15 protein-coding genes are annotated in these 20,182 nt (G+C 74.3%); all 15 read right to left on the bottom strand.

The genetic code is table 11. The features are described 5' to 3' along the window. Positions 1 to 38 precede the first annotated feature (38 nt). From ACIA6A_RS07465 to nocL, 15 genes are read right to left on the bottom strand one after another with little or no spacing between them, the layout of a single operon-like run. Entirely contained in the window at positions 39 to 701 is a 663-nt protein-coding gene (locus ACIA6A_RS07465) for an ABC transporter ATP-binding protein (RefSeq protein ID WP_396096612.1), read from the bottom strand. Beyond that, positions 698 to 1,525, bottom strand: a complete 828-nt coding sequence (locus ACIA6A_RS07460) for an ABC transporter ATP-binding protein (RefSeq protein ID WP_396096611.1) — start codon at positions 1,523 to 1,525, stop codon at positions 698 to 700. The genes ACIA6A_RS07465 and ACIA6A_RS07460 overlap by 4 nt, the downstream gene beginning before the upstream one ends. After that, positions 1,515 to 4,280, bottom strand: a complete 2,766-nt coding sequence (locus ACIA6A_RS07455) for an FtsX-like permease family protein (RefSeq protein WP_396096610.1) — start codon at positions 4,278 to 4,280, stop codon at positions 1,515 to 1,517. The genes ACIA6A_RS07460 and ACIA6A_RS07455 overlap by 11 nt, the downstream gene beginning before the upstream one ends. 52 nt (positions 4,281 to 4,332) lie before the next feature. Then, positions 4,333 to 5,466, bottom strand: coding sequence for a cytochrome P450 (locus tag ACIA6A_RS07450; RefSeq protein ID WP_396096609.1), 1,134 nt, complete (start codon positions 5,464 to 5,466; stop codon positions 4,333 to 4,335). Continuing rightward, positions 5,463 to 6,638, bottom strand: coding sequence for a hypothetical protein (locus ACIA6A_RS07445; RefSeq protein ID WP_396096608.1), 1,176 nt, complete (start codon positions 6,636 to 6,638; stop codon positions 5,463 to 5,465). Before ACIA6A_RS07445 ends, ACIA6A_RS07450 begins: the two co-directional genes overlap by 4 nt. Further along, a complete protein-coding gene (locus ACIA6A_RS07440) occupies positions 6,635 to 7,870 on the bottom strand; it encodes a cytochrome P450 (RefSeq protein ID WP_396096607.1) in 1,236 nt (411 codons plus the stop codon). Before ACIA6A_RS07440 ends, ACIA6A_RS07445 begins: the two co-directional genes overlap by 4 nt. A 22-nt stretch (positions 7,871 to 7,892) precedes the next feature. Next, a complete protein-coding gene (locus tag ACIA6A_RS07435) occupies positions 7,893 to 8,888 on the bottom strand; it encodes a lantibiotic dehydratase C-terminal domain-containing protein (protein WP_396096606.1) in 996 nt (331 codons plus the stop codon). Next, positions 8,878 to 11,505, bottom strand: coding sequence for a lantibiotic dehydratase (locus tag ACIA6A_RS07430; RefSeq protein ID WP_396096605.1), 2,628 nt, complete (start codon positions 11,503 to 11,505; stop codon positions 8,878 to 8,880). The genes ACIA6A_RS07435 and ACIA6A_RS07430 overlap by 11 nt, the downstream gene beginning before the upstream one ends. Further along, on the bottom strand, positions 11,502 to 12,935 hold the full coding sequence (locus tag ACIA6A_RS07425; protein ID WP_396096603.1) for a hypothetical protein: 1,434 nt from the start codon (positions 12,933 to 12,935) through the stop codon (positions 11,502 to 11,504). Before ACIA6A_RS07425 ends, ACIA6A_RS07430 begins: the two co-directional genes overlap by 4 nt. Then, entirely contained in the window at positions 12,913 to 14,814 is a 1,902-nt protein-coding gene (locus tag ACIA6A_RS07420; RefSeq protein WP_396096602.1) for a TOMM precursor leader peptide-binding protein, read from the bottom strand. Before ACIA6A_RS07420 ends, ACIA6A_RS07425 begins: the two co-directional genes overlap by 23 nt. After that, a complete protein-coding gene (locus tag ACIA6A_RS07415) occupies positions 14,811 to 16,649 on the bottom strand; it encodes a PqqD family protein (protein WP_396096601.1) in 1,839 nt (612 codons plus the stop codon). Before ACIA6A_RS07415 ends, ACIA6A_RS07420 begins: the two co-directional genes overlap by 4 nt. Next, positions 16,646 to 17,926 carry an AMP-binding protein gene (locus ACIA6A_RS07410; protein ID WP_396096600.1) on the bottom strand — a complete coding sequence of 427 codons (1,281 nt, stop codon included), beginning with the start codon at positions 17,924 to 17,926 and terminating at the stop codon, positions 16,646 to 16,648. Before ACIA6A_RS07410 ends, ACIA6A_RS07415 begins: the two co-directional genes overlap by 4 nt. Further along, positions 17,896 to 18,090, bottom strand: coding sequence for a hypothetical protein (locus ACIA6A_RS07405; RefSeq protein WP_396096599.1), 195 nt, complete (start codon positions 18,088 to 18,090; stop codon positions 17,896 to 17,898). The genes ACIA6A_RS07410 and ACIA6A_RS07405 overlap by 31 nt, the downstream gene beginning before the upstream one ends. Then, the gene (locus tag ACIA6A_RS07400; RefSeq protein ID WP_396096598.1) at positions 18,087 to 18,794 is read right to left on the bottom strand and encodes an alpha/beta fold hydrolase; all 708 of its coding nucleotides are present in this window, start codon (positions 18,792 to 18,794) and stop codon (positions 18,087 to 18,089) included. The genes ACIA6A_RS07405 and ACIA6A_RS07400 overlap by 4 nt, the downstream gene beginning before the upstream one ends. Further along, the gene (gene nocL / locus ACIA6A_RS07395) at positions 18,791 to 19,954 is read right to left on the bottom strand and encodes a 3-methyl-2-indolic acid synthase (protein WP_396096597.1); all 1,164 of its coding nucleotides are present in this window, start codon (positions 19,952 to 19,954) and stop codon (positions 18,791 to 18,793) included. Before nocL ends, ACIA6A_RS07400 begins: the two co-directional genes overlap by 4 nt. Positions 19,955 to 20,182 lie beyond the last annotated feature (228 nt).

Raw genomic sequence — 20,182 nt, 5'->3', positions numbered from 1 at the left:
GGACACCTTGCGAAAACCTTGCGGTGCCGCCCCGCCGGTCAGGCCGGCCCGGGGACGATGCGGCCGGAGGCCATCCGCACGACGACGCCGGCCGCGTCGATCACCCGCTGGTCGTGCGTGGCCACGAGGGCGAGCATGCCGGAGCCGACCGCGGCGGCGAGCACGTCGAGGATCAGCCGGACATGGTCGTCGTCCTGGTGCGCGGTCGGTTCGTCGAGCACCGCGACGGCGGGGTCCAGCACCAGGGCACGGGCCAGGGCGGTGCGCTGCTGTTCGCCGAGGGACGTCTCGCGGGCGGGCCGCCGGGCGATGGGGGTGAGTCCCAGCCGGTCCAGCAGGTCGCCGGCCGGTCGCCGGCCGCGCAGCCCGGCGGGGAGCAGCACGTTCTCGGCGACGGTGAGGCCGGGTTCGAGGGCGAGCCGTTGCGGCAGCAGGGACACCGTCGCCCAGTCCGTGACCGGAGTCCGCCCGCGGGCCGCCCGGACCGGGTGGCCCGCGACGAGGATCTGTCCGGTGGTGGGTGTCATGACGCCCGCGACCAGGTGGCACAGGGTCGACTTGCCGGAGCCCGACCGGCCGGCGAGGACAGCGGTCGTTCCCGGCGCCAGGGTCAGGTCCACCTCCCGGAGCACGGGTGTCGCGGCGGAGCCCGCTCCCCTGGTGTGGCTGACCCCGCGGATCTCGACCACCGGTTCGCTCATGCCCGGTCCCGTGGGCGGTGCAGCTCGACGTGCCCGCCGGTGACGGTGACGACCACCCGCCCGCCGGGGAACAGCGGGATCGCCTCCTCGGGCAGCTGCAACCGGCCGAGGCCGTCGATCGTCGCCGTGCGGTCCTGCCCGGTGTCGTGGGTGCCGGACAGCACCCCGTGGCGCAGGCGGAGCACGGTGTCGGCCGCCGTGACGGCCCGGACGTCGTGGGTGGCGAGGACCACGGCGCTGCCCTGCCCGGCGCGGGCGCGGAACAACCGCAGGACCAGCGCCGCGGATTCGTCGTCGAGCTCGGCGGTCGGTTCGTCGGCGATCAGCAGGGCCGGTGCCCCGACCGCGGCCGCGGCGACCGCGAGCCGTTGCTGCTCGCCGCCGGACAGCACGGACGGGCGGGCGGTGGCCCGGGCGGTCAGGTCCACCTCGGCCAGGGCGGCGTCGACGTCGCACCGGACCCCGCGGAGCCGGGCCGTCTGCTCGATCTGCTCGCGCGCGGTGAGCTGGGGGAACAGGCTGTGCGTGGGTCGTTGCGCCACCCAGCCGATCTCCCGGCGCCGCAGGTGGTGCAGCCGGCGGCGGGACAGGCCGGACACCAGGACGCCGCGGTGCCGCAGTTCGCCGCCGGTGGGCCGCTCGCGCAGTGCGAGGACGGCCAGCAACGTGGATTTGCCGCTGCCCGAGGGACCGATGATGGCACTGATCCGGCCGCCGGTCACCGTCACGTCGACGCCGCGCAGGGCCGGGGTGGCCCCGGTCGGCGCGGCGTACAGCTGGAGCAGTTCGCGGCCCTCCAGCAGCGGTACCACCTCAGTCGTCACGGTAGGCGTCCTCCTCCGCGCTCGCCGAGCGCACCGTGGTCAGGGCCACCGCCAGCAGGGTGGCCACGGCGGCGGTGCCCGCGGTGACGAGCAGCCCGGTCGCGGAGAGCTGGAACTCGAACCGGGGCAGCAGTCCGGGCTGGTCGTCGAGCAGCCGGGCGGCGATCGGGGTGAGCGCGGCGACGCCGGCCACCGCCGCGGCGAACGCGACGCCGGCCAGCAGCAGGAACTCCAGCGCCCGGGCCCGCCGGATCCGGGCCGGCCCGAATCCGATCCGCGCCAGCATGAGGTCCGACGGGCGGCGCAGCACCGCGGTGCGCTGGGCGTAGATGCCCAGGGTCAGGACCGCGAGCAGGGCCAGGTAGCCGGCGATGGCCACCTGGTAGCCGCGGGCCCGGCCGGTGGCGACGTACAGGGCGTCCTGCCGCAGCTGGGTGGCGGTGGTGAGGTATTCGGGCACGACGCCCCGGGGTGCCGTGACGGCCTGCACCCCGGCGGCGCCGGCGGAGCTCCAGAGGAAGGTCTGGATGGCCAGGGTGCCGCTCTGCCGGGTCCGGGGCCGCAGCCGGGGGTCGTCGACGCCGAGCCGGGCGAACAGGGGTCCGGCGGCGACGACGTACATCGCCCGGCCCCGCATCCCGGGGAAAGCGGCCACCCGGGCCGCCACCGTCAGGTCCTCGGTGGCGTAACCCACCGTCGCCCGCACCGTGGTGACCCGGGCCGAGGCGGGGTCGCCGACGGCGATCGCCCGGACCGCCCCGCCCTCGTCCACCGGTGCGGCCGCCAGCTGCGCCACGGCGGTGCGCGCCGCCGCCAGGTCCGCGCCGCGGCCCCACAGGGCGACGTCACCGAACCGGGCCGGGTCGATGATCAGCAGGTCCTTCTGGTCGTCGTCGAGCGGCGTCGTGACGTCGGCGCGCCAGACCACGGTGTTCCCCGGTGGCAGCGGCGGGACGCGGACCCCGGCGAGCGGCCCGGCCGGTGGTGTCCCGAGCGGATCCGGGGCGGGTGACAGGACCGCCGCGTCGTCGAGTTCCCAGGAGCCCTCCAGGGTGGCGACACCCTCCGCGCCGGCGGCCACCGCGATCCGGTCGTCGACGGAGACCTCGGTGGCCCGCACCGCGGACAGGGCGAACAGCAGCATCCCGAGACCGGTGGTGACCACGACGACGGCGAGCCGGCGTTCGGTCCCGCCGGCGCCCAGCCGGCGGCGGGCGAGCCACACCGCGGCCAGGGCCGACGAGGTGGGCAGCCGGGCGGCGCGGCCCAGCCGGCCCGGGATCCACCCGCAGAGCAGGCCGGCCGCGGCGAGCACCAGCAGCGGGACGAGCAGGTCCACGCCGCCCGCGGGGCTGCCGGTGCCGGTGAGCCCGGCGACGGCGACCAGGGTGACGACCACCAGCATCGTCGTCCACGGCAGGGTGCGCCGCGCGGTGGCGGGTGGTGCGGGCCGGACCCGGCGGGCCGCTGTGGACGCGGCGACCGCGCCGACCGTGGCCAGTCCGGCCAGGACGACCGCCGAACCGGTCAGGGCGGCCGGCAGCAGCGACTCCTCGATGGTTCCGGGCGGTCCCAGGAGCCGCACGAGCTGCCAGGCGGCGAGCCAGCCGAGTGCCGCTCCGAGCACCGCCGGCAGCAGATGTTCGAGCAGCCACACTCCGCTGATCCGGGCCGGTGACATCCCGGTGGCGACCGCGTGGCGCAGCTCCCGTTCGCGGCGCCGCGCCGACAGCAGGGCCACGGCCAGCACCGATGCCACCCCGACGGCGGTCGCGGCCCACTGCACGGGGCGGATGCGGTGGCGTACCGCCGCGGTGGTCTGCCCGGCGGTGGCGACGATGCGGCCGATGCCGCTGGCGAAGCGCAGGGTCAGCGGGCTCTCGCCCACGGCGGGAACCACGGTCGCGTACCGCCGGCGCAGGTCCTCCACGGCACCGGCCGTGCGCCGGGCCTGTGCCAGCGTCACGCCGGGCGTGAGGGCGGCCTCGGCCGACCAGAAGATCTGGTCGTCCACGGCCACGGCCAGCCGCTCGACGGTGGCGACGTCACCGATCACGAGATACGCCGGCAGGGTGCGGTACTCGGTGTCGCCGGGGGTGTCGCCCTGCCGCACCGCCCAGTGCCGGCTGCCGGGCGCATCGGCCGGCAGGCGGCCGCCGGTGTCGACGGCGTAGACGCCCGCCACCGGTGTGGAGACCCGGCGGGGCTGTCCGGACGCGCCGCGGACGACCGCGATCTCGACGGTGTCCCCGGGTCGCACGCCGAGACCGGCGACCATCGGTTCGGGCAGCCAGACTCCCCCACCCCCGGCCGTGGCGCCGACCGCGACCAGCTCGGCGGCGGGTGTCCCGACGGCGAACAACCGGCCACGCTCGCGGCGGTCGCCCACACCCACCGTGGACTCCCACGGGTCCGGGGTGGACACCTCGGCGCCGGCCGAGCCGCCGGTGAGATCGGGCTCGCCCAGCCCCGGCACCTGACGCAGGTCCGCCAGCACGGGCACCTGGTCGAGGCTGCCGGTGCCGACGTTCGCCGACAGCCGGACGACCGGGGCGTCGTTCTCGCGGGCGGTCGGCGGGATCCGGGCGCGGTTCGCCTGGAAGGTGGCGTTGTCGGAGGCCTCGGCGAACATCGGGCCGGCCGCCCCGGCGGCGGCGAGCACCAGGAACGCCGACACCGTCAGCACGGACCAGGCCCGCTGCCGGAGTCCACCCAGCACCGCGGCCCGGACCAGCGGGTCGCCGGTGGATCCCATGAGCCTCCCCGGCCGAGAACAACCTCACGAAGCTACCACCCACCGCCTGACGTCACCGGTACGGCAGGGCGTGCACCGTCTGGGCGAACCCGTCGTCGCCCAGGCGGTATCCGGCGAGGTCCGGGTGCACCTGCTCGTGCCGGACCAGCGCGGTCAGCCCGGCGGTCACCTGGAGCCGGGCGCTGACCGCGCCGAGGCAGTAGTGTCCGCCCTTGCCGAACGTGACGTTGTCCGTGCGGCTGCGGGCCGGGCAGAACGCGGTGGCGTCATCGACCCTGGCGGGGTCGAGGTTGACCGCGGGGATGTCCACGACGATCGCTTCGCCGGCGGTGAGCCGCACCCCGAGGCAGTCGCAGTCCTCGGTCAGCCAGCCGTACACGCCGAGAAAGGGCGGGGCGAGGCGCATGGCCTCCTCGGCGATGCCGGCGATGTCGGTGTCCCCGGCCCGGGCGGCGGCCAGCAGCGCCGGGTCGCGGTACACCGCCCGGCAGGCGACGCCGATGGCGGTGGTCACCTGGGGCACCCCGGCGGCCAGCAGCTGGGCCACCGTGGCGACGTCGGCCCAGGGATCCGCGCCGTGGGCCCGCGCGTATGTCCGCAGGCCGTCGGCGAGCGGTGCGTCACCGGTATCGGTCAGCTCGGTCACCGCGGTGCGCAGGTAGCGCAGCGCGGCGGCGAACGCGGCGGCCTGCCGTGGTGCCGGTTCGCCGCCGCGGAATCGCCGGCGCACCACGGCCATCATGACGTGGTAGGTCTTGGTCAGGGTCGGCCAGCGGGCCGCCGGGAAGCCCATCAGGCGAAGCGTGGAGTCGAGACAGAACGGTTCGATGTAGGCGCTGACCAGGTCACCGGCCGGGGGCAGGGCGGCGACGCGGGCGGTCGCGAGCGCGGCGAAGCCGCCGGCGTGACCGTTGACCGCGCCGGGCGCGTAGGCGCGGCGCAGCACCTTGCCGAACGTGGGGTGGGCGGCGCCGCGGTGGTACCAGAGCGCGAAGAACTGGGTCACGGTGGGGACGTCGCCGGGCCCGGGCAGTTCGGTGGCGCTCCGGTCGGGCCGCAGCACCATGCCGACGTGCGGATCGCGCAGCACGATATCGGCCAGGGCGTGGGTGCGCACGATCCATTGGCCGGTGCCGGCGCGCCGGTGCAGGCCCGGGACGGTGGCCGGGCCGGGATCGACGGTCATGCCCCGGGACCGATCCGGTACGGGACGGCCCGTACCTCCTTGAGGTTGTTGTGGGTGTCGATGCGGGTGCCCTCCCCGTCGATCCGCAGGCCGGGTTGCTCGTGCACGAGCCGGTCCAGTCCCGTGGCCACCTGGAGGCGGGCACTGTGCGACCCGAGGCAGTAGTGGGTGCCCTTGCCGAAGGTGAGCACCTCGCCGGTGCGCACCGGGCAGCCGTGGGCGGGGTCGGCGGCCGGGGTGGTGTGCAGGTTCACCGCGGCCACGTCGATCGCCACGATGGTGCCGGCCGGCAGTGGCACCCCGAGGCAGGTGCACGGCTGGACGACGAAGCGGAAGATGTTGCCGAACGGCGGGTGCTGGCGCAGCACCTCCTCCGCCAGGTCGGCCGCGGCGACCGTGCCGGTCAGCAGTGCGGTGCGCAGCCGCGGGGTGGACCAGATGTCCCGGCAGGCGATGCTCGACCCGACGATCATCGGTTCGATGCCGGCCATCAGCAGCTGGCCGATCAGCGCGGCGATCGGCCAGGGGCCCGGGTCGAGGCCGGCCAGCCGGCGCGCGGCGAGCAGGAACGGTTCCTCGCCCGGCCCGGTGAGCAGCCGGCCGGTGAGCTGCTCGAGGTAGTGCATGGCGGTGGCGAACGCGGCGGCCTCGCGGGGGCCGTGCCCGGTGACGCCGAGCAGCTGCTGTTTGAACAGGTGGATGACCAGGCGGGCGACCTTGGTGAGCCGCGGCCACTCCGGTTCCGGGACGCCGAGCAGCAGGAACGTGCTGTGCATCAGGTACGGCGAGAGGTAGTCGCGGGCCAGGTCCCCGGCCGGTGGCAGCGCGGCCGCCGCCCGGGTCGCCTGGGCCCGCATGGCCGGCTCGAACGGGGCCACCGCCCGTACCGTGAAGACCTTGCGAAGTTCGGTGTTGAACTGCTGGTAGCGCGGTCCGACGGTGTACCAGAGTTCGAAGAACTCGGTGATGGTCGGGGCCTGCCCGAGGGGCGGTGGGGTGCCGGCACCGGCGCTCTTGCCGTGGTCGACGCCGGTGATGATGTGCGGGTCGCGCAGCGCGATCTCGGCCAGGCGGGGGTCGCGGACCTTCAGCCGGCCCCGGTCGGCGTCCCAGAACAGTCCCGGTGGCAGCGCGGCGGTGCTCAGCGACCCCGTACTCAGCGAACCGGTCACCGGGCACCGCCGACGGCCACCGGCAGCTCCCGCGGGTAGTACGTGAACAGGTTGCTGGCCAGGACCACGTCGCCGGGATCGCCGGCCAGGTGCAGCCGCGGGAACCGGGCCAGCATGCGGGAGATGGCCTCACGCATCTCGGTGCGGGCCAGGGCGGCGCCGAGGCAGTAGTGCGGGCCGTAACTGAAGGCGATCTGCGCACCGGCCCGCTCGCGGGTCAGATCCAGCAGGCCGGCGTCGACGCCGAACACCGAGGTGTCACGGTTTCCCGAGCCGAGTGACACGAACACGGTGGCGCCCTCGGGGATGGTGACGCCGCCCAGCTCGATGTCCGCGGTGGCGTGCTTGGCCACCGCGAATCCAGTGCCCATCTGGGCCCAGCGCAGCAGTTCCTCGACGGCGTTGGCGATGAGCTCCGGGCGCTCGCGCAGCAGGGCCAGTTGCGTCGGGTTGAGCAGCAGGGCGTAGAAAGCGTTGCCGAGCTGGACGGCGGTGCTCTCGTAACCGGCCATCAGCAGCAGGATGACGGTGGAGATCAGTTCCTCATTGGACAGCTGGGACTCGTCCTCGTCGCGCAGGGTGATGAGTTTGCTGAGCAGGTCGTCGCCCTGGGAGCGGCGTTTGCGGGCGATGAGGGTGGCGGCGTACCGGCCGATGCCGCCGAGGGCCTCGCCGAAGTCGGCGAACGACGACTGCATGTCGCGGCGGGTGAGCTTGGCGGCCAGCGCGGTGAACTCGGGCCGGTTGTCCACCTCGATGCCGAGCAGGTCGCAGATCACCCGGATGGGCAGCTGGTAGGCGAAGTCGGCCATGAGGTCGAACGTGTCGCCGCGGGCGGTGAGCGTGTCGAGGATCTGGTCGGTGTGCGCGGCGATGTGCGGTTGCATCGCGTCGGCCTGGCGCTGGGTGAACGCCTTGGCCACGATCCGCCGCCAGCGGGTGTGCCCGGGCGGTTCGTTGATCGATCCGCCGAAGGTGAACACCGGGCTGGCGGCGTCGGCCTTGTAGCCGGTGTCGACCCGGGAGGCGCCGGGGCGGTTGATGGTGCGGCTGAAGCGCGGGTCGAGCATCGCCGCTCGGACGTCCTCGTAGCGGGTCACCAGCCAGGCCGGGTCGCCGCTGGCCAGTTTCACGGCGGTGACGGGCTCGTTCGCGCGGATCCAGGCCCACTCGGGCGGTTCGAGGAACGGGCTGGTCCGGGCGTACGGGTACGGTCGCGCGGTCACGTCCATGGGTGTCCTCCGTGGGGTCGGGTCAGGTGAGGGTGGCCAGGCGGCGGGCCCGGTGGGTGCGGATCCGGTCGATGAGGTCCGGGTCCGCGGGGGTGCCGGCGCACGCGGTGGCGACGTGATGGCCGAGGAAACCGAGCAGGGCCTCGCGTTCGGGTGACAGGCCGAGCCGGTTGTTGTGGGTGTGCAGGTAACTGGCGAGCAGCACGTCGCGGCGGCGGACCGGGCCGGCGTCCGGGCCGGCGAGGGTGACGGCGGGCAGCACGGTGGGGTCGGCGTGCGCGGCGTTGACGGCGTCACCCACCGCGCTGCTGTAGGCGTCGCGGTGCGGGCCGGCCAGGATCCGGTGGGCCTGCTCGGTGACGGCCGCGCGGCGTTCGGCGAGCAGGGCGGGCCAGGTGTCGAGGAACTCGTCGAACACGTACGGGGACCAGAGCCGGCAGTAGTGGCTGAAGAACGCGGCGATCTGCCCGGGGGTGAGCCCGGCGGCGCACAGCCCGCGCAGCATCATCGTGAAGGCGAGTCCGAGGCGCCGGGCCGGACGTTCGGTCAGCCGGGGCAGGGCGGCCAGGACCACGGTGGAGCTGCGGTCGAAGAAGCGCTCGGCGATGGCGACGCCGGCGGGGCCGCCGTACTTGCCGGGCTCGGGTTCGTAGGCCGCGGCGCGCACGGTGCCGGGGGGATACATCGGGCCGGCCGGTACGCCTTCGAGGGCGGCCATGGTGGGTTGCGCCTCACGGTGGAATTCGTCCAGGTCGAACGGCACGTCGTCAGGGTGCTCGCGCAGGTGGCGGGTCAGGTCGGCGGTCAGTTCCGCGGTCACCGCCGCGGCCTGGGCGCGCGGGGTGCGTACCCGGATCCGGACGTGGTGCCCGCCCTCCCAGTAGCGCAGGAAGAACGCCCGCCGGACCCGGTCCTGCTCGCGCAGCCGGGCCAGGACGGGGGCGACAGCATCGGTGAGCAGGTCGTCCTGGCCGCCGAAGCGGTGGACGTGCAGGCTGCTCCAGACCTCATCGGGCATCGGGGGCCTCCCGGTTGTACTCCACGAAGAACTCCTCCGCGGGGGTGAGGGTGTGCTGGTGGGCCGGGACGGGCAGGCATTCCTGCAGCAGGACCGTGCCGTCCGGCATGGCGCGGGCCTGTTTGGCCAGCACGTGGGTCAGGAACGGGTTGTGGGTGTCGAGGTAGTGCGGTTTGTGCAGCCGGGCGCTGCGGGCCTCCAGCGCCCACTGGCGGGTCTCGGCGAGCAGGTCGCGGTCGCCGGCGGGCAGCACGGGGGCGGCCAGCATCCGGAAGAACAGCTCACGGGGCAGCCCGGTCGCGCGCCGCCAGGCGTCGAAGGTGGCCAGTCCGGTGCTGTCGAAGCGTTCGACCTCGGCCAGTGCCGGCAGTTGTGCGGTGCGCAAGCGCCACGAGCGGCGGTCCAGGACGAGGTCGCCGAGGACGAGCCGGGGCCGGTAGCCCGGGCCGGGGCGGTGGACGCGGTCGAGCTGGTCCCAGAGCCCGCCGCGGTAGGTGCGCGTCGGTGCGAACGCGCACAGGAACCGGTAGAGCGGCGGGGCGGCGGCCGGGTACAGGAAGTTCAGCGGCACCAGGTCGATCGGCCGGTCGTCGTGGCGCGACACCAGCACGAGCCGCCGGTGCTCGGGGTCGGTGCGCACGGTGAGGTCGGCGAGGGTCAGCGCCGCCGGGGTGCCGGGGGTGCCCACCGATCCCGGGTAGACCAGCTCGAGCGGGTTGAGACCGGGGTGCAGGTTGAAGTTGAGGCCGAGCACGGTGGTGATGTCGGTCTGCCGGGGGCTGGTCCGGGCGATGTGGTCGCGCAGCGTGGTGGCCAGGCTCCAGCCGCCGGGGCCGTCCGGTTCGAGCAGGTCGCAGAACCGGGAGTAGAACACGCCGTGCCCGGTGGTCATGCCGTTGACCACGGTGGTGCCGGCGGCCCGGTCGAACTGCACACGGTAGGCCGCGGAGCGCCACGGTGGCACCCAGGCGGGCAGCCGGTCGGCGAAGGCGTGCAGCTCGGCCGGGTCGAGGCGGAGCTGTTCGGCGGTGGGGTCGGCGGCCAGCCGGGCGCGCAGCAGGTCGAAGAACTCGTCGCGGTAGCGGTGCACGGCGGTGGCCTCGGTGTCCTGCACCCCGCACATCACGGCACTGGCCGCCGCCGGGCTCAGGTCGGCGAACTGCCGGTACAGCTCGACGAAGGGCACCTGCGCGGCGACACCGAACCGGTCGGTGAAGAACCGGTAGAGGCCCAGTTTCTCGATGGTGGCGTCGTCCAGCACGGGGACCAGGCGTTGCAGCAGGTCGAGGTTGGTGGTGTCGCCGGTCAGCATGTCCGGGGTCCAGGAGTGGGCGGGTGCGGTGGTGCCGGCGTCCTCGTACATCGCCGCGCGCATCGCCTCGCGGGCCGGTGGCGGGCCGCCGCAGACCTCGGCGAAGTGGTGCACCAGCTCGCGGAGCCGGGCGAGCAGCCCGGTGCGGACCGACGCGGGGGCCGGGCCGTAGGCCGCCTCGATGGCGAGCAGCCCGGCGAAGATGTCGGCGCAGGCGAGCGCCTGTGCGGTGCCGGTCCGCCGCAGCAGGGCCTCGGCCCGGGCGGCCAGATCGGTGGTCTGGTCGGGCAGGCCGAGACCGCGGTGCAGCAGACCGGCCCGGACGAGCCGGGTGATGGTGTCGGCGGCGGCCGGGGCGCTCAGCCCGGCCGTGACGAGCCGGTCGCCGAGCTGCCGGACCGTCAGGCCCCCGTCGCCCTGGTCAACGTGGTTCAGGGCGGTGATGAGCAGCCGGAGCAGAGCGGTCTCGCGGGCGGAGACCACCCGGTCGGCGTCGAAGCCGTAGTCGGCGCCCTCCATCGGCCGGCGGATGAACTCGGCCCGGCCGTCGCGCACGGTCAGGGTGTTGTTCAACCGGATCCGCAGCAGGTCGTCGGCGCCGTCGATGCGGTGCAGCTGGTGCACCATCCACTGCAGCAGGCCGACACTGAGCCGGACCTGGACCCGCCGGTCCGTGCCGGTGGGTCCGGTAGGCCAGGGTCCGGCGCCGATCTCGGTGAAGGTGCCGAACGGTGAGGGCTTGAGCGCCACCCGGTAGGCGAAGCTGGTGAGCGTGCTCTCCGCGCGCCGGGTCCGGCTGGGCTTGCGGGTCGGGTCGAACGGGTCGGCCGCGTAGGCCATGACGTCGCGGTACATGTCCTCGCCGGACAGCTGGACACCGCGGGCGAAGTCCTCGTGCCGGGTCAGGGCGGCCAGCGCGCGGCGCCCGGCGTCCAGTTCGCGGGCCAGCGCCCGCTCGATGCGGGCGGTGAGGTCGTCGGCGGCCCGCCGTTCCCGGGTCCATTCCTCGAGCAGGTCGCGCAGCGGTTCGCTGAGCAGGCCGGCCGGGACGGGGTCCCGGGGTGCCCGGTCGTTGTGCACGGCGCGGCGCAGGGCCAGCAGTTCCCGGCGGTCCCGCGGGGCGGCCGCCGGGACGAGCGGGTGCAGGGCGTCGGTGAGTTTGTCGCGGACGGGTGCGCGCCGCCGGGCCGCCGCGTCGGCCTCGTCGACCAGCGCCCAGAACGTGTGCGGGACGAGGTCGCGCAGGGCGTCCGGCCCGAGGGTGCCGCGGCGGACCAGCAGGTAGGGACTGAACTGCCCGGTCATCGGGGCCTCACCGTCACTTCCCATTCGGGGCCGGGCCGTACCGGGCCGGCACAGATCTGCGCTTGCGCTCCGGCGGTGTGCGCGTCGAGGCCGTACGCGGCGTCGATCGCGGGGGCGTCGAAGCCGAGGAACGGGTGGTTGCCGAGGCCCACCGCGGTCGCTGTCAGGGTCACCGCTTCCAGGGCGACCCCGACGGCGAGTTGCTGGGTGCGGTAGGCGCGGGCCGACCGGTGGCCGTCGTGCGGTGCGGCGACGATGTGCACGGTGAACGCGGCGAGCTCGGCGTTGACGGTGTCGCCGAACAGTGCCTGTTGCAGGTACGGGCCGAGGCCGGGGTCGTGGCCCCGGCCGACCGGGACGAGGCGGTCGTGGCGGTGGGCGTACCAGCCGGCCGGGATGCCGGTCACCCGGTGCACGGCGACGTACCTGTCGGTGCCGGGCAGGCCGGCGGTGGCGTCGCTCTGGTCGGCGGTGGTGCGCAGCACGGTCGCCAGTTGCGCCGCGGTCGCCGGTGCCCCGGTGAAGTGGCGGCCGTTGGAATGCCGCCGCACGATGGTGTCGTCGTCGAGCAGGTCGACCGGCAGCGCCGGCGGCAGGAGGATCGCGGCGGCACCGGGTGGGTCGCCGGCCGGGGCCGGGCCGGTGGTGGGGTGCTCCGGGGCGCCGGTGCGGGCGGCGGTGTGCAGCAGGTCGAACACGGGGGTGCGTTTGATGCGCCGGGAGCGTTCCAGCACCGGCGGCGCCGTGGTGACCGGCCCGGCGGGCGGGTCCGGTGCGTCGCCCGGGTGACGGCCGCAGCCCAGGACCGCGTAGACGCTCTCCTGGTCGCCGTCGAGGCCGAGGTACTCGTTGAGCACCTCGTCGGCGAACGTGGTGACCGGCTGCGCCGTACCGTATTCGGCGGTGGCCAGGCGTCGCAGCCGGCCCAGCAGCACGCCGGCGTCGACCGCGCCGAGGCGGAACGAGAAGGTGCCGTACTTGTAGAAGTTCTTCCAGAACCGGCTGGTGAGCATCAGCAGCACGGGTGGCAGCGGGTCATGCTCCCCCAGGCGCAGCCCGGCGCGCAGCCGCGCCGTCGGGCCGGTGCCGGGCAGGGCGAGCAGGTCGCCACGGTACGGGTCCACGTGCCAGCACCGTCCGGTGTGCGGGGCGACGACGTAGACCTCGGTGGGGTACATCGCGCCGCCGGAGGGCACCGCCCGGCGCAGGGTCGTGCCGGGGCCGCGGACCGCGGTCACGGCGACCGCCCGGTGCAGCACCCGGGCCAGCGAGCCGTCCGGCGGCGACCGGTGGCCGCCCTGGTAGGCCTTCACCGGCCAGGGTCCGTCGGCGAAGTCGGCGTGCCAGCCGGGCGGGTTCACCGACTGCGGATCCTCGCGCAGCGCCCGCAGGTGGGCGGTGACCGGGTCAGGGGAAGGGGTGCGGGACATCGCCGGCCTCCTGTCCGGGGGCCAGGGTGCTTCGGTACGGGACACCGGTGCCCGCACTGAGCCGGGGCAGCCCTTCGGTACGCCGGTTGACGTGCCCGAAGGTCATCGGCACCAGACCGGGCACGAGCACGCGTACGCAGGACAGAGCGTTGCGGGTCAGTTCGGGCATGCTCTGGTCGACCACCAGCACGTCGAGTCCGGTGGCGATGAGGTCGTGCACGGTGCGGTACAGGTCGGCGCGCAGGTCGGGGTCGTGCTCGGCGACCGTGCCGGCGATCTCGTCGAGGGCCTGCACCGGGCCGGGGCCGTCGAGCAGGAACGCGTACCGGTCCCGGGCCTCGGGCAGTGCTCCGGCCAGCGAGTGGTCCTCCATCCGCCGGATCAGGCCCGGGTCGGCGAGCATCCGCAGGCCGTCGGCGCGGCGCCGCGGGTAGCTGTGCCGGGTGGCCAGGATGCTGCCGATCAGCTCGTGCAGCCCACCGGTGACCGCCTGCACGGGGTCGGGGTGGGCGCCCGCGCCGGCGAGCACGGCCGGGCCGCCGGCGTGGCGGTTCACCGCCGCCAGCCAGAACGTGGGCAGGTGGTATTCCATGGTGGAGCGGAAGCAGCGGATGTCGAACCCGGTGAAGAGCCTCGCCTTGCGCAGCAGGGCGCCCAGGGGGCCGGCGGTGGGCAGTTCGATCTCCGGCAGGGCCAGCTTGCGATACCAGGTGAGCAGGAACGAGTCGCGTTCGGCGACCTCGCGCAGGCCGTGCAGGATCGCCTCCTCGACGGAGTTGCCCAGGGCGCAGCCGTTGGAGGTGTCGTAGCCGAAGGAGATCTCGTCGTCGTGGCGGGGACCCCAGAAGGCGGCCCGTTCGGGGATCAGGATCCGTTCGCCGGTGCCGAACGAGTACGCCCACACCCAGTCGACGACGGTCTGCGGGTCGAACGCCCGGTAGGCGAAGCCGTCGCGGGCGTAGGACGCCGCGGGGTGGGTGCCGAGTCGCGGCGGGTACAGGGCCCGGTCGGCGACGTCGGCGTACGCGGCGCGGACCGGTGCCCGCCGGCCGCCGCGGTGCATACCGGCGTAGCGTTCCAGTCCTTCCAGGACCGCGACGGTACGGCTGTCGGCGTAACTGCGGGCCCGGCCGATCGCGGGTTCGCGCCGGCCCCAGCGGGTGGACAACTCGACCGAGCACGCACCGTACGGGCTCTGCAGATCCTGTTTGAGTTCCTTGAACAGCCCCAGCCCCGGGAAGAGGTAGTCGTGGGCGATCACGTCCGCGTCGAGTTGGGCGGTACGCAGCGTGCGTGGGGCGAGTTTGGGCAGCGGCACGTCCGCCGGGGTGAACGCGGGCACGGTGTCGCCGCGCAGGTCGCCGCAGGTGGGGCAGGTCGAGTCCGGCAGCAGTGTCTGCGGCTCGACGGTGCCGGCCTGGGTGTCGACGACCACGACGCCGCTCAGGGCGCCGGTCAGCGCGGCCTGGGCGTAGCGTTCGACGATCGCGACGGCGGCCGGGGGCAGGGTCCAGGTGGTGCGGTCGCGGGCCGGGTACTCCGCGGTGGCGTCGCCGTCCAGGTCGGGGCCGAACGACGAGTTCGCCACCCGGGTGACCAGGCAGCGGGCGCAGCCGGGGCGCCCGGGGGCCCAGAGCGGGCCGATGTAGACCAGGGCCCGCCAGGTGCCGATGAACAGCAGCGACCGGCCGGTGCCGACGCATTCGACCATGGTGTCGTGGTGTGCCGCGACCTCGTCGAGGGCGGCGACCAGCACGTGGACCGGGTGTCCGGGGGCGGTCAGGCGGGTGGCGAGGTGCCCGGCTAGCAGTCCGGTGCCGGCCACCTCGACGCCGAGCCCCTCGATACCTGCCGCGGTGCTGACGGGTGCGGTGGTCATGGCCGGCTCCCGGGCGTCGCGATGAGACAGGCGTGGCCGTCGAGGAAGCCCAGCAGAGGTGTCAGGTCGCGGGTCGGGGCGGGCCGGGCGGTGGCGTCCAGGGCGGCGAGGGCCCGGGTCCAGGTGGGGTGCGGCGGTGCCAGGTGGGCCGGGGTGTACGCGTCGCCGGCCGCGACGTCGTCCCCGAGCGCGCGCAGCAGGGCGTTGTCGTGGGCGTGACCCGCGTCGACGCCGTGACCGGTGACCCGGCCGGCGCCGGTGTGCAGGGTGACGCGGACGAATCCGGTCGTCGTGGTGTGCACCCCGGTCTGCCGCCAGGTCACGTTCCGCGCGGCGAGCTCCGCGGTGAGGAACTCGCGCACCGGGTGCGGCGTGGTGTCGTCGTGCTCGACCGGACCGGTCGCGGTGGCCTGGGCTGCGGCGGCGAGCCGGGCCCGGTAGTGCGCCTCGGCCCGGGACCAGCCGGCGCCGATGACCCAGCCCGCCGGCAGTGCCCCGGCGGCGAGCGTTCCGGCGAGGTGTTCCAGGGTGGCGAGCACCACCTGGTTGCGGGCCTCCCGGGGGGCCAGTGCCCGGCAGGTGACGGTGACGGTTGCCGGGGACATCGCGGTGCTGTGCGGCTCGGCGACGCGGCACCGGCTGACCGCCAGCGGGATCTGGTCGGCGTCCTGCTCCCCCAGCGCCAGCAGCGGGCCGAGGACGGGGTCGAGCCATCCGGTCGTCGCGGTGACGATCCGGTCCGCGACCGCGGCCGGTTCGGGCGGGTTCTCGGGAGCGGGGACGTCCGGGCGGACCTGATCGTCCTCGCGCGCCGGGGCGGCGGCGGGCGGTGGTCCGTGCCGGTCGCACCGGGGGTGCCGGCGGCGCTGGTGGGTCCGGACCGCGGGCACGACCGGCTCGACGGTCGTGATCCGGTCGAAGCCGGGCACGGTGGCGCCGGCCAGCGTCACGAAGGTGTGCTGGGCCAGGTGGAGTGCGGCTATGGTGGCCGGGGCGGCGGCCAGGGGCAGCGGTTGTGCGGTCGTGGCCACGGCGTGGGCGGTGAGCCGCCGGTGCAGGCAGGCCCAGCAGTCGTCCGGTCCGCCCGGCAACGCCACGGTGAAGTCGCCGCACCTGCCGAGGACGCCCAGGTCGCGGCCGTCGGCGCGCAGGTCGGCCCACAGCCGGCCGATCGCGGCGGCCGCGCCGGGCCCGGCGGTGAGGTCGTCGCCGGCCAGCAGCACCATCGGCGCGGCGCTGCGCCGGGCGCGGGCGGTCAGCTCGCCCAGGTCGGGCGGGTCGGCGTAGGAGACCTCGCAGCGCAGCCCGGCGTCGCGGCGGGTCGCGCCGGCGAGCACGTCGTCCACGGTGTCGGCATCGTCCTTGGTGGCCAGCACGTGCAGGCGGCTCAGCCCGAATTCGGTCAGTGCGGCGAGCAGTGCGGTCAGTGCGAGCCCGGTGCCGGCCAGCAGCACCGGTGCCGAGCGGGCCCGGTGGAAGCGGGCCACCGGATGGTCGGCGTGCAGCTCGAGGAAGTCCAGTTGGGCCGGGTACAGCCGGCGGAGCCAGTCCGGCACGGTCTCACCCGGGTGGCGGACCTCGGTGAGGAAGCCGTTGCGGTCCAGCGTGGTGACCAGTTCCAGCACGGAGCGGCGGGCCGCGGCGGGCAGTTCCGTGACGATCTCGTCGAGGGTGCGGTCACCGTCGAGGGCATCGAGGACGGCGGCGACGAGCCGGTAGGCTCCCGCGCCGCGGATGGTGAACGAGCCGGTGTTGTTGCTCAGCCGGGCACCGTCGGGGCGCCGGACGTAGAAGGCGTCCGGGCGGACCTTGTAGCGCCGGGTGCCGGCGGTCATCGCAGCTTGCCGTTCGCGCTGTAGACCGCGCCGGCGGCCTGTTCGCTGACGACGTCGACGACGGCGGGCCGGTGTGTCTCGGTGAGTGCGGTGCAGTGCTCGCGGACCGCGCCCGGGTCGACGTCGCCGACGATCCGGGCGACCAGCCGTTCCATGCCGGCGTCGGTGCGTTCGACCAGGACCCGGGCGTCGGCGACGCCCGGCAGCCGCAGCAGGTGCCGTTCGACCGTACGCGGGTAGACGAGCACGCCGCGCAGTTTCTCGCCGCCGTCGACGCGGCCTTCCAGGCACAGGTTGCCGTCGGTGTCGAAGCGCCCGTAGTCGGTGCCGGAGACGCTGCCGCCGGTGGGCCGGGCCGGTTCGCCGGGGCGCCACACGTAGGCGCAGCAGTCCGGTCCGGCGGCGGTGACGCGGCCGATGCCGTCGGCGTCGGGTTCGCGGATCCAGACGGCCTTGCCGGGGATCGGCCGGCCGAGGTGGCGGTTGTGGCCGGGGTCGGGGTCCACGGCGATGGCCCCGGTCTCGGCGGTGCCGTAGAGGTTGGACACCGACACCCCGCGGAAGCGTTCGCGGATCAGGTCGAGGCGGGTGGCGGTGATGTGGCCGCCGCCGAGGAACAGCGCGACGTGGTCGAGGTCCAGGGGGGCGGTGGTGCCGATGCAGGCGGCGGCGGTGACGGCGGGCACGCTGAGCACGAAGGTGTCGCCGCGGGTGGCGGCGATCGCCGACCAGTCGTGCGGGGCGAAGACGACGAGGTCGCGGCGCAGGAACAGGCTCGGCAGCACGGTCATGAAGAACGCGGCCGAGAACTGCAGGGGCAGGCAGGTGGCCAGCGTCGCCGGGGTACGCCCGTCGAAGGCGGGTCGCAGCATGGCACTGTCGTAGTGCAGGGCGGTCAGTTCCCAGGTGTCGGCGTGCCCGATGGCGAGTTTGGCGGCGCCGGAGCTGCCCGAGGTGGCGACCGCCCAGAGCGGACGGTCGTCGCCGGTGACGGGGGCCTCGGTCGCGTACAGGCCGGGGGCGAGGGGACGGGTGGTGCCGCCGGTGGTGCCGGGTGCGGCCCACAGCAGTGTGGTGTCGGGTACGGCGGCGACCGCGAACAGGGCGGCGAGGCAGTCCAGGCCCGCCGACGGATCGATCAGGTAGGCACCGCCGGGGTGGACGTCGTCGCAGCGGTTCGCCGCCAGGTCGGCCCAGCTGGCCGACGCGGTTCCCCACCGGACGCCGGTGGTGGCCGGTGCCGTGGTCAGGAAACGCTGGAACGCCGGTCGGCCCATGCCGCCCACTCCTCGATGTTGCGGGGGCCGCCCTCGGCGGGTGCGCCGTATCCCTGATCGGTCAGGTAGGCCCGGACCACCACCGACTCGAGGGAGTCCAGCGGGCGGTGCGGGTCGTTCTCCTGTACGAGGTCGCTGAGCCGGGCCCGAAGGTCGTCGCTCATCGCGCCCCCTCCTTCCAGAAGGCCTCGACGGCCTGGTTGAAGTCCTGTGGCGCGTCGTGGCTGGCGATGTGCCCGGCGCCGGTGATGACGTGGCCGTGCACCCGGGGGCCGAGGCGCCGGGTGTCCCCGGCGGCCAGCCGTTCGACCGATTTGAGGGTGCCGTTGAGCAGCAGCGTGTCGGTGTCGAGCGTGGCCAGGTCGCCGGGGCGCACCAGGGCCGTGTGCTCGTAGTCGTGTCCGGCGTGTTCGGTGAACCGGGTCAGGGTGTCGCGCCAGCGGGGGCCGTGCAGGCGTTCGTACTCGGCCTTGAGGGCGGTGTCGGCGTCGGCGAGCCGGCCGAAGCCGGCCAGCAGGGTGAGGAACACGTCGCGGTCCAGGCCGGGGGCGAAACCGGTCAGCACCAGCGAGCGGACCAGGTCGGGGCGGGCGGTGGCGGTGCGGACGGCGAGGGGCCCGCCCAGGTAGGAGGCGGCGACCAGGCGGCCCGGTCCGAACCGTTCGACGATCGCGAGGACGTAGCCCAGTGCGGTGTCCAGGTATCCGGGTCCGGCGTCGAGCCGGCAGCGGCCGTGGCCGGGCAGGTCCACCGGGATCACCCGGTGGTCGTCCTGCCAGGCCTGGATCTGGGCGCCGAAGTGCCCGTACGCGGTGCCGAGCAGGCCGTGCAGCAGGTAGACCGGGGTCCGGCCGGGCCGGGTGGTCAACCGATCGTGACCGTCGCGGTGCCGGCCGGGTCGACGAAATGGTCGACCGGCATGCCGGCGGCTTCCAGCCGGCTGAGGATGTGCCGGGGTCGGCGCAGGTCGGCGACGAGGAACTGTGAGGTGTTCTCGTCGTTCTGGGCCTGGCTGCCGGCCCGGTACGGGGCGACGTCGGGGCTGCCCGGGCTGAACACGCCGGCCATGCCGACCGCGCGGTCCTGGAATTCCTGGGGTTCGCGGGTGGTGAGCACGAGGCGTTGTTCGGGGCAGACGAAGGCGACGATGGCGAGCAGGCGCAGGTACTCGTCGTCCTTGATCCGGGTGGTGTCGCGGGAGGCGTTGGCCGGGCGCATCCGGGGCAGGGACATGTCCACGGTGGCGCCGCGTTCACGCAGGTGGGCGCCGTGGGCGACGAGGTCGACGAGTTCGGCGGCGAGGTCGTCGTGCAGGCCGACCAGGACGCCGGGGTTGACGTAGGTGAAGCCGGCGTCGAGCCACCGGTCGAAGGAGACCACGCGGCGGTCGAAGTTGGCCTTGGGGACGTCCTGCGGGGTGGTGCCCATGAACCGCCGGTACGTCTCCCGGTCGTAGGTCTCCTGGAAGACGCACATGGTGACCGGCTCGCCGGGGCGTACCCATTCGCCGAGGACGGCGATCTCGTCCGGTTCCATGCTGCCGATGTTGAAGTAGATGCGCTCGAAGCCCATGTCCAGGGCCGAGCGCATGGCCCAGCCGATCCGGAACGCGGTGCTGAGCCGGGTGTACTTGTCCTGGTACTCGCCGGTCAGGAAGCCGACGCCGCGGATGCCCTCGTGGGTGTACAGGATGCCGAGCTGTTCGAGGATCTGGTCGCGGCCGGCGAACTTACGTTCCATGCGGGCGTTGCCCTTGCGCATCGAGCACATCTTGCACTCGGAGTCGCAGTGGTTGGTCGTGTACAGCGGGACGAAGGTGTGCAGGCGTGGTTCCCGGACGGCGCACCGGGCCTCGGCGGCGGCGATGAGCTCCTCGGTGGACACGGACTCGTCGAGCCACAACGCGAGTGCGGCCGCGGGCCGGCCGGCGGCGGGTTCCTGACCGAGTGGCAGGGCGAGTACCGCTCTGGCGTCGATCGTCGCGGCCGCCGTCCGTACCGCTGCGAGGTCCGGCTTGCTGAAATCCACAATTTCTCCTTCACCGATAGGATATGCGGCCAACCATTCTGCCGAATCGCCGGAAACGGTCTTCAGCACCGCCGACTGCGACGACGCTACCGCAGCTCGACGCCGCACAACAATCGTCGTTGACAATTCTGTGATGCAGTGATAACAGGATGCATCGTCTGCTCAAAACGGTCCTGAGCTGGCCGTACAGCAAATAGCGGTAGTCGTTTCCATCCCAGGATAGGCCCG

This window comes from Actinoplanes sp. NPDC051494 (assembly GCF_044454705.1).
Taxonomy (GTDB): domain Bacteria; phylum Actinomycetota; class Actinomycetes; order Mycobacteriales; family Micromonosporaceae; genus Actinoplanes.
Note: the sequence above shows the minus strand (reverse complement) of the source record. Positions and strands in the feature narration are given on the sequence as shown.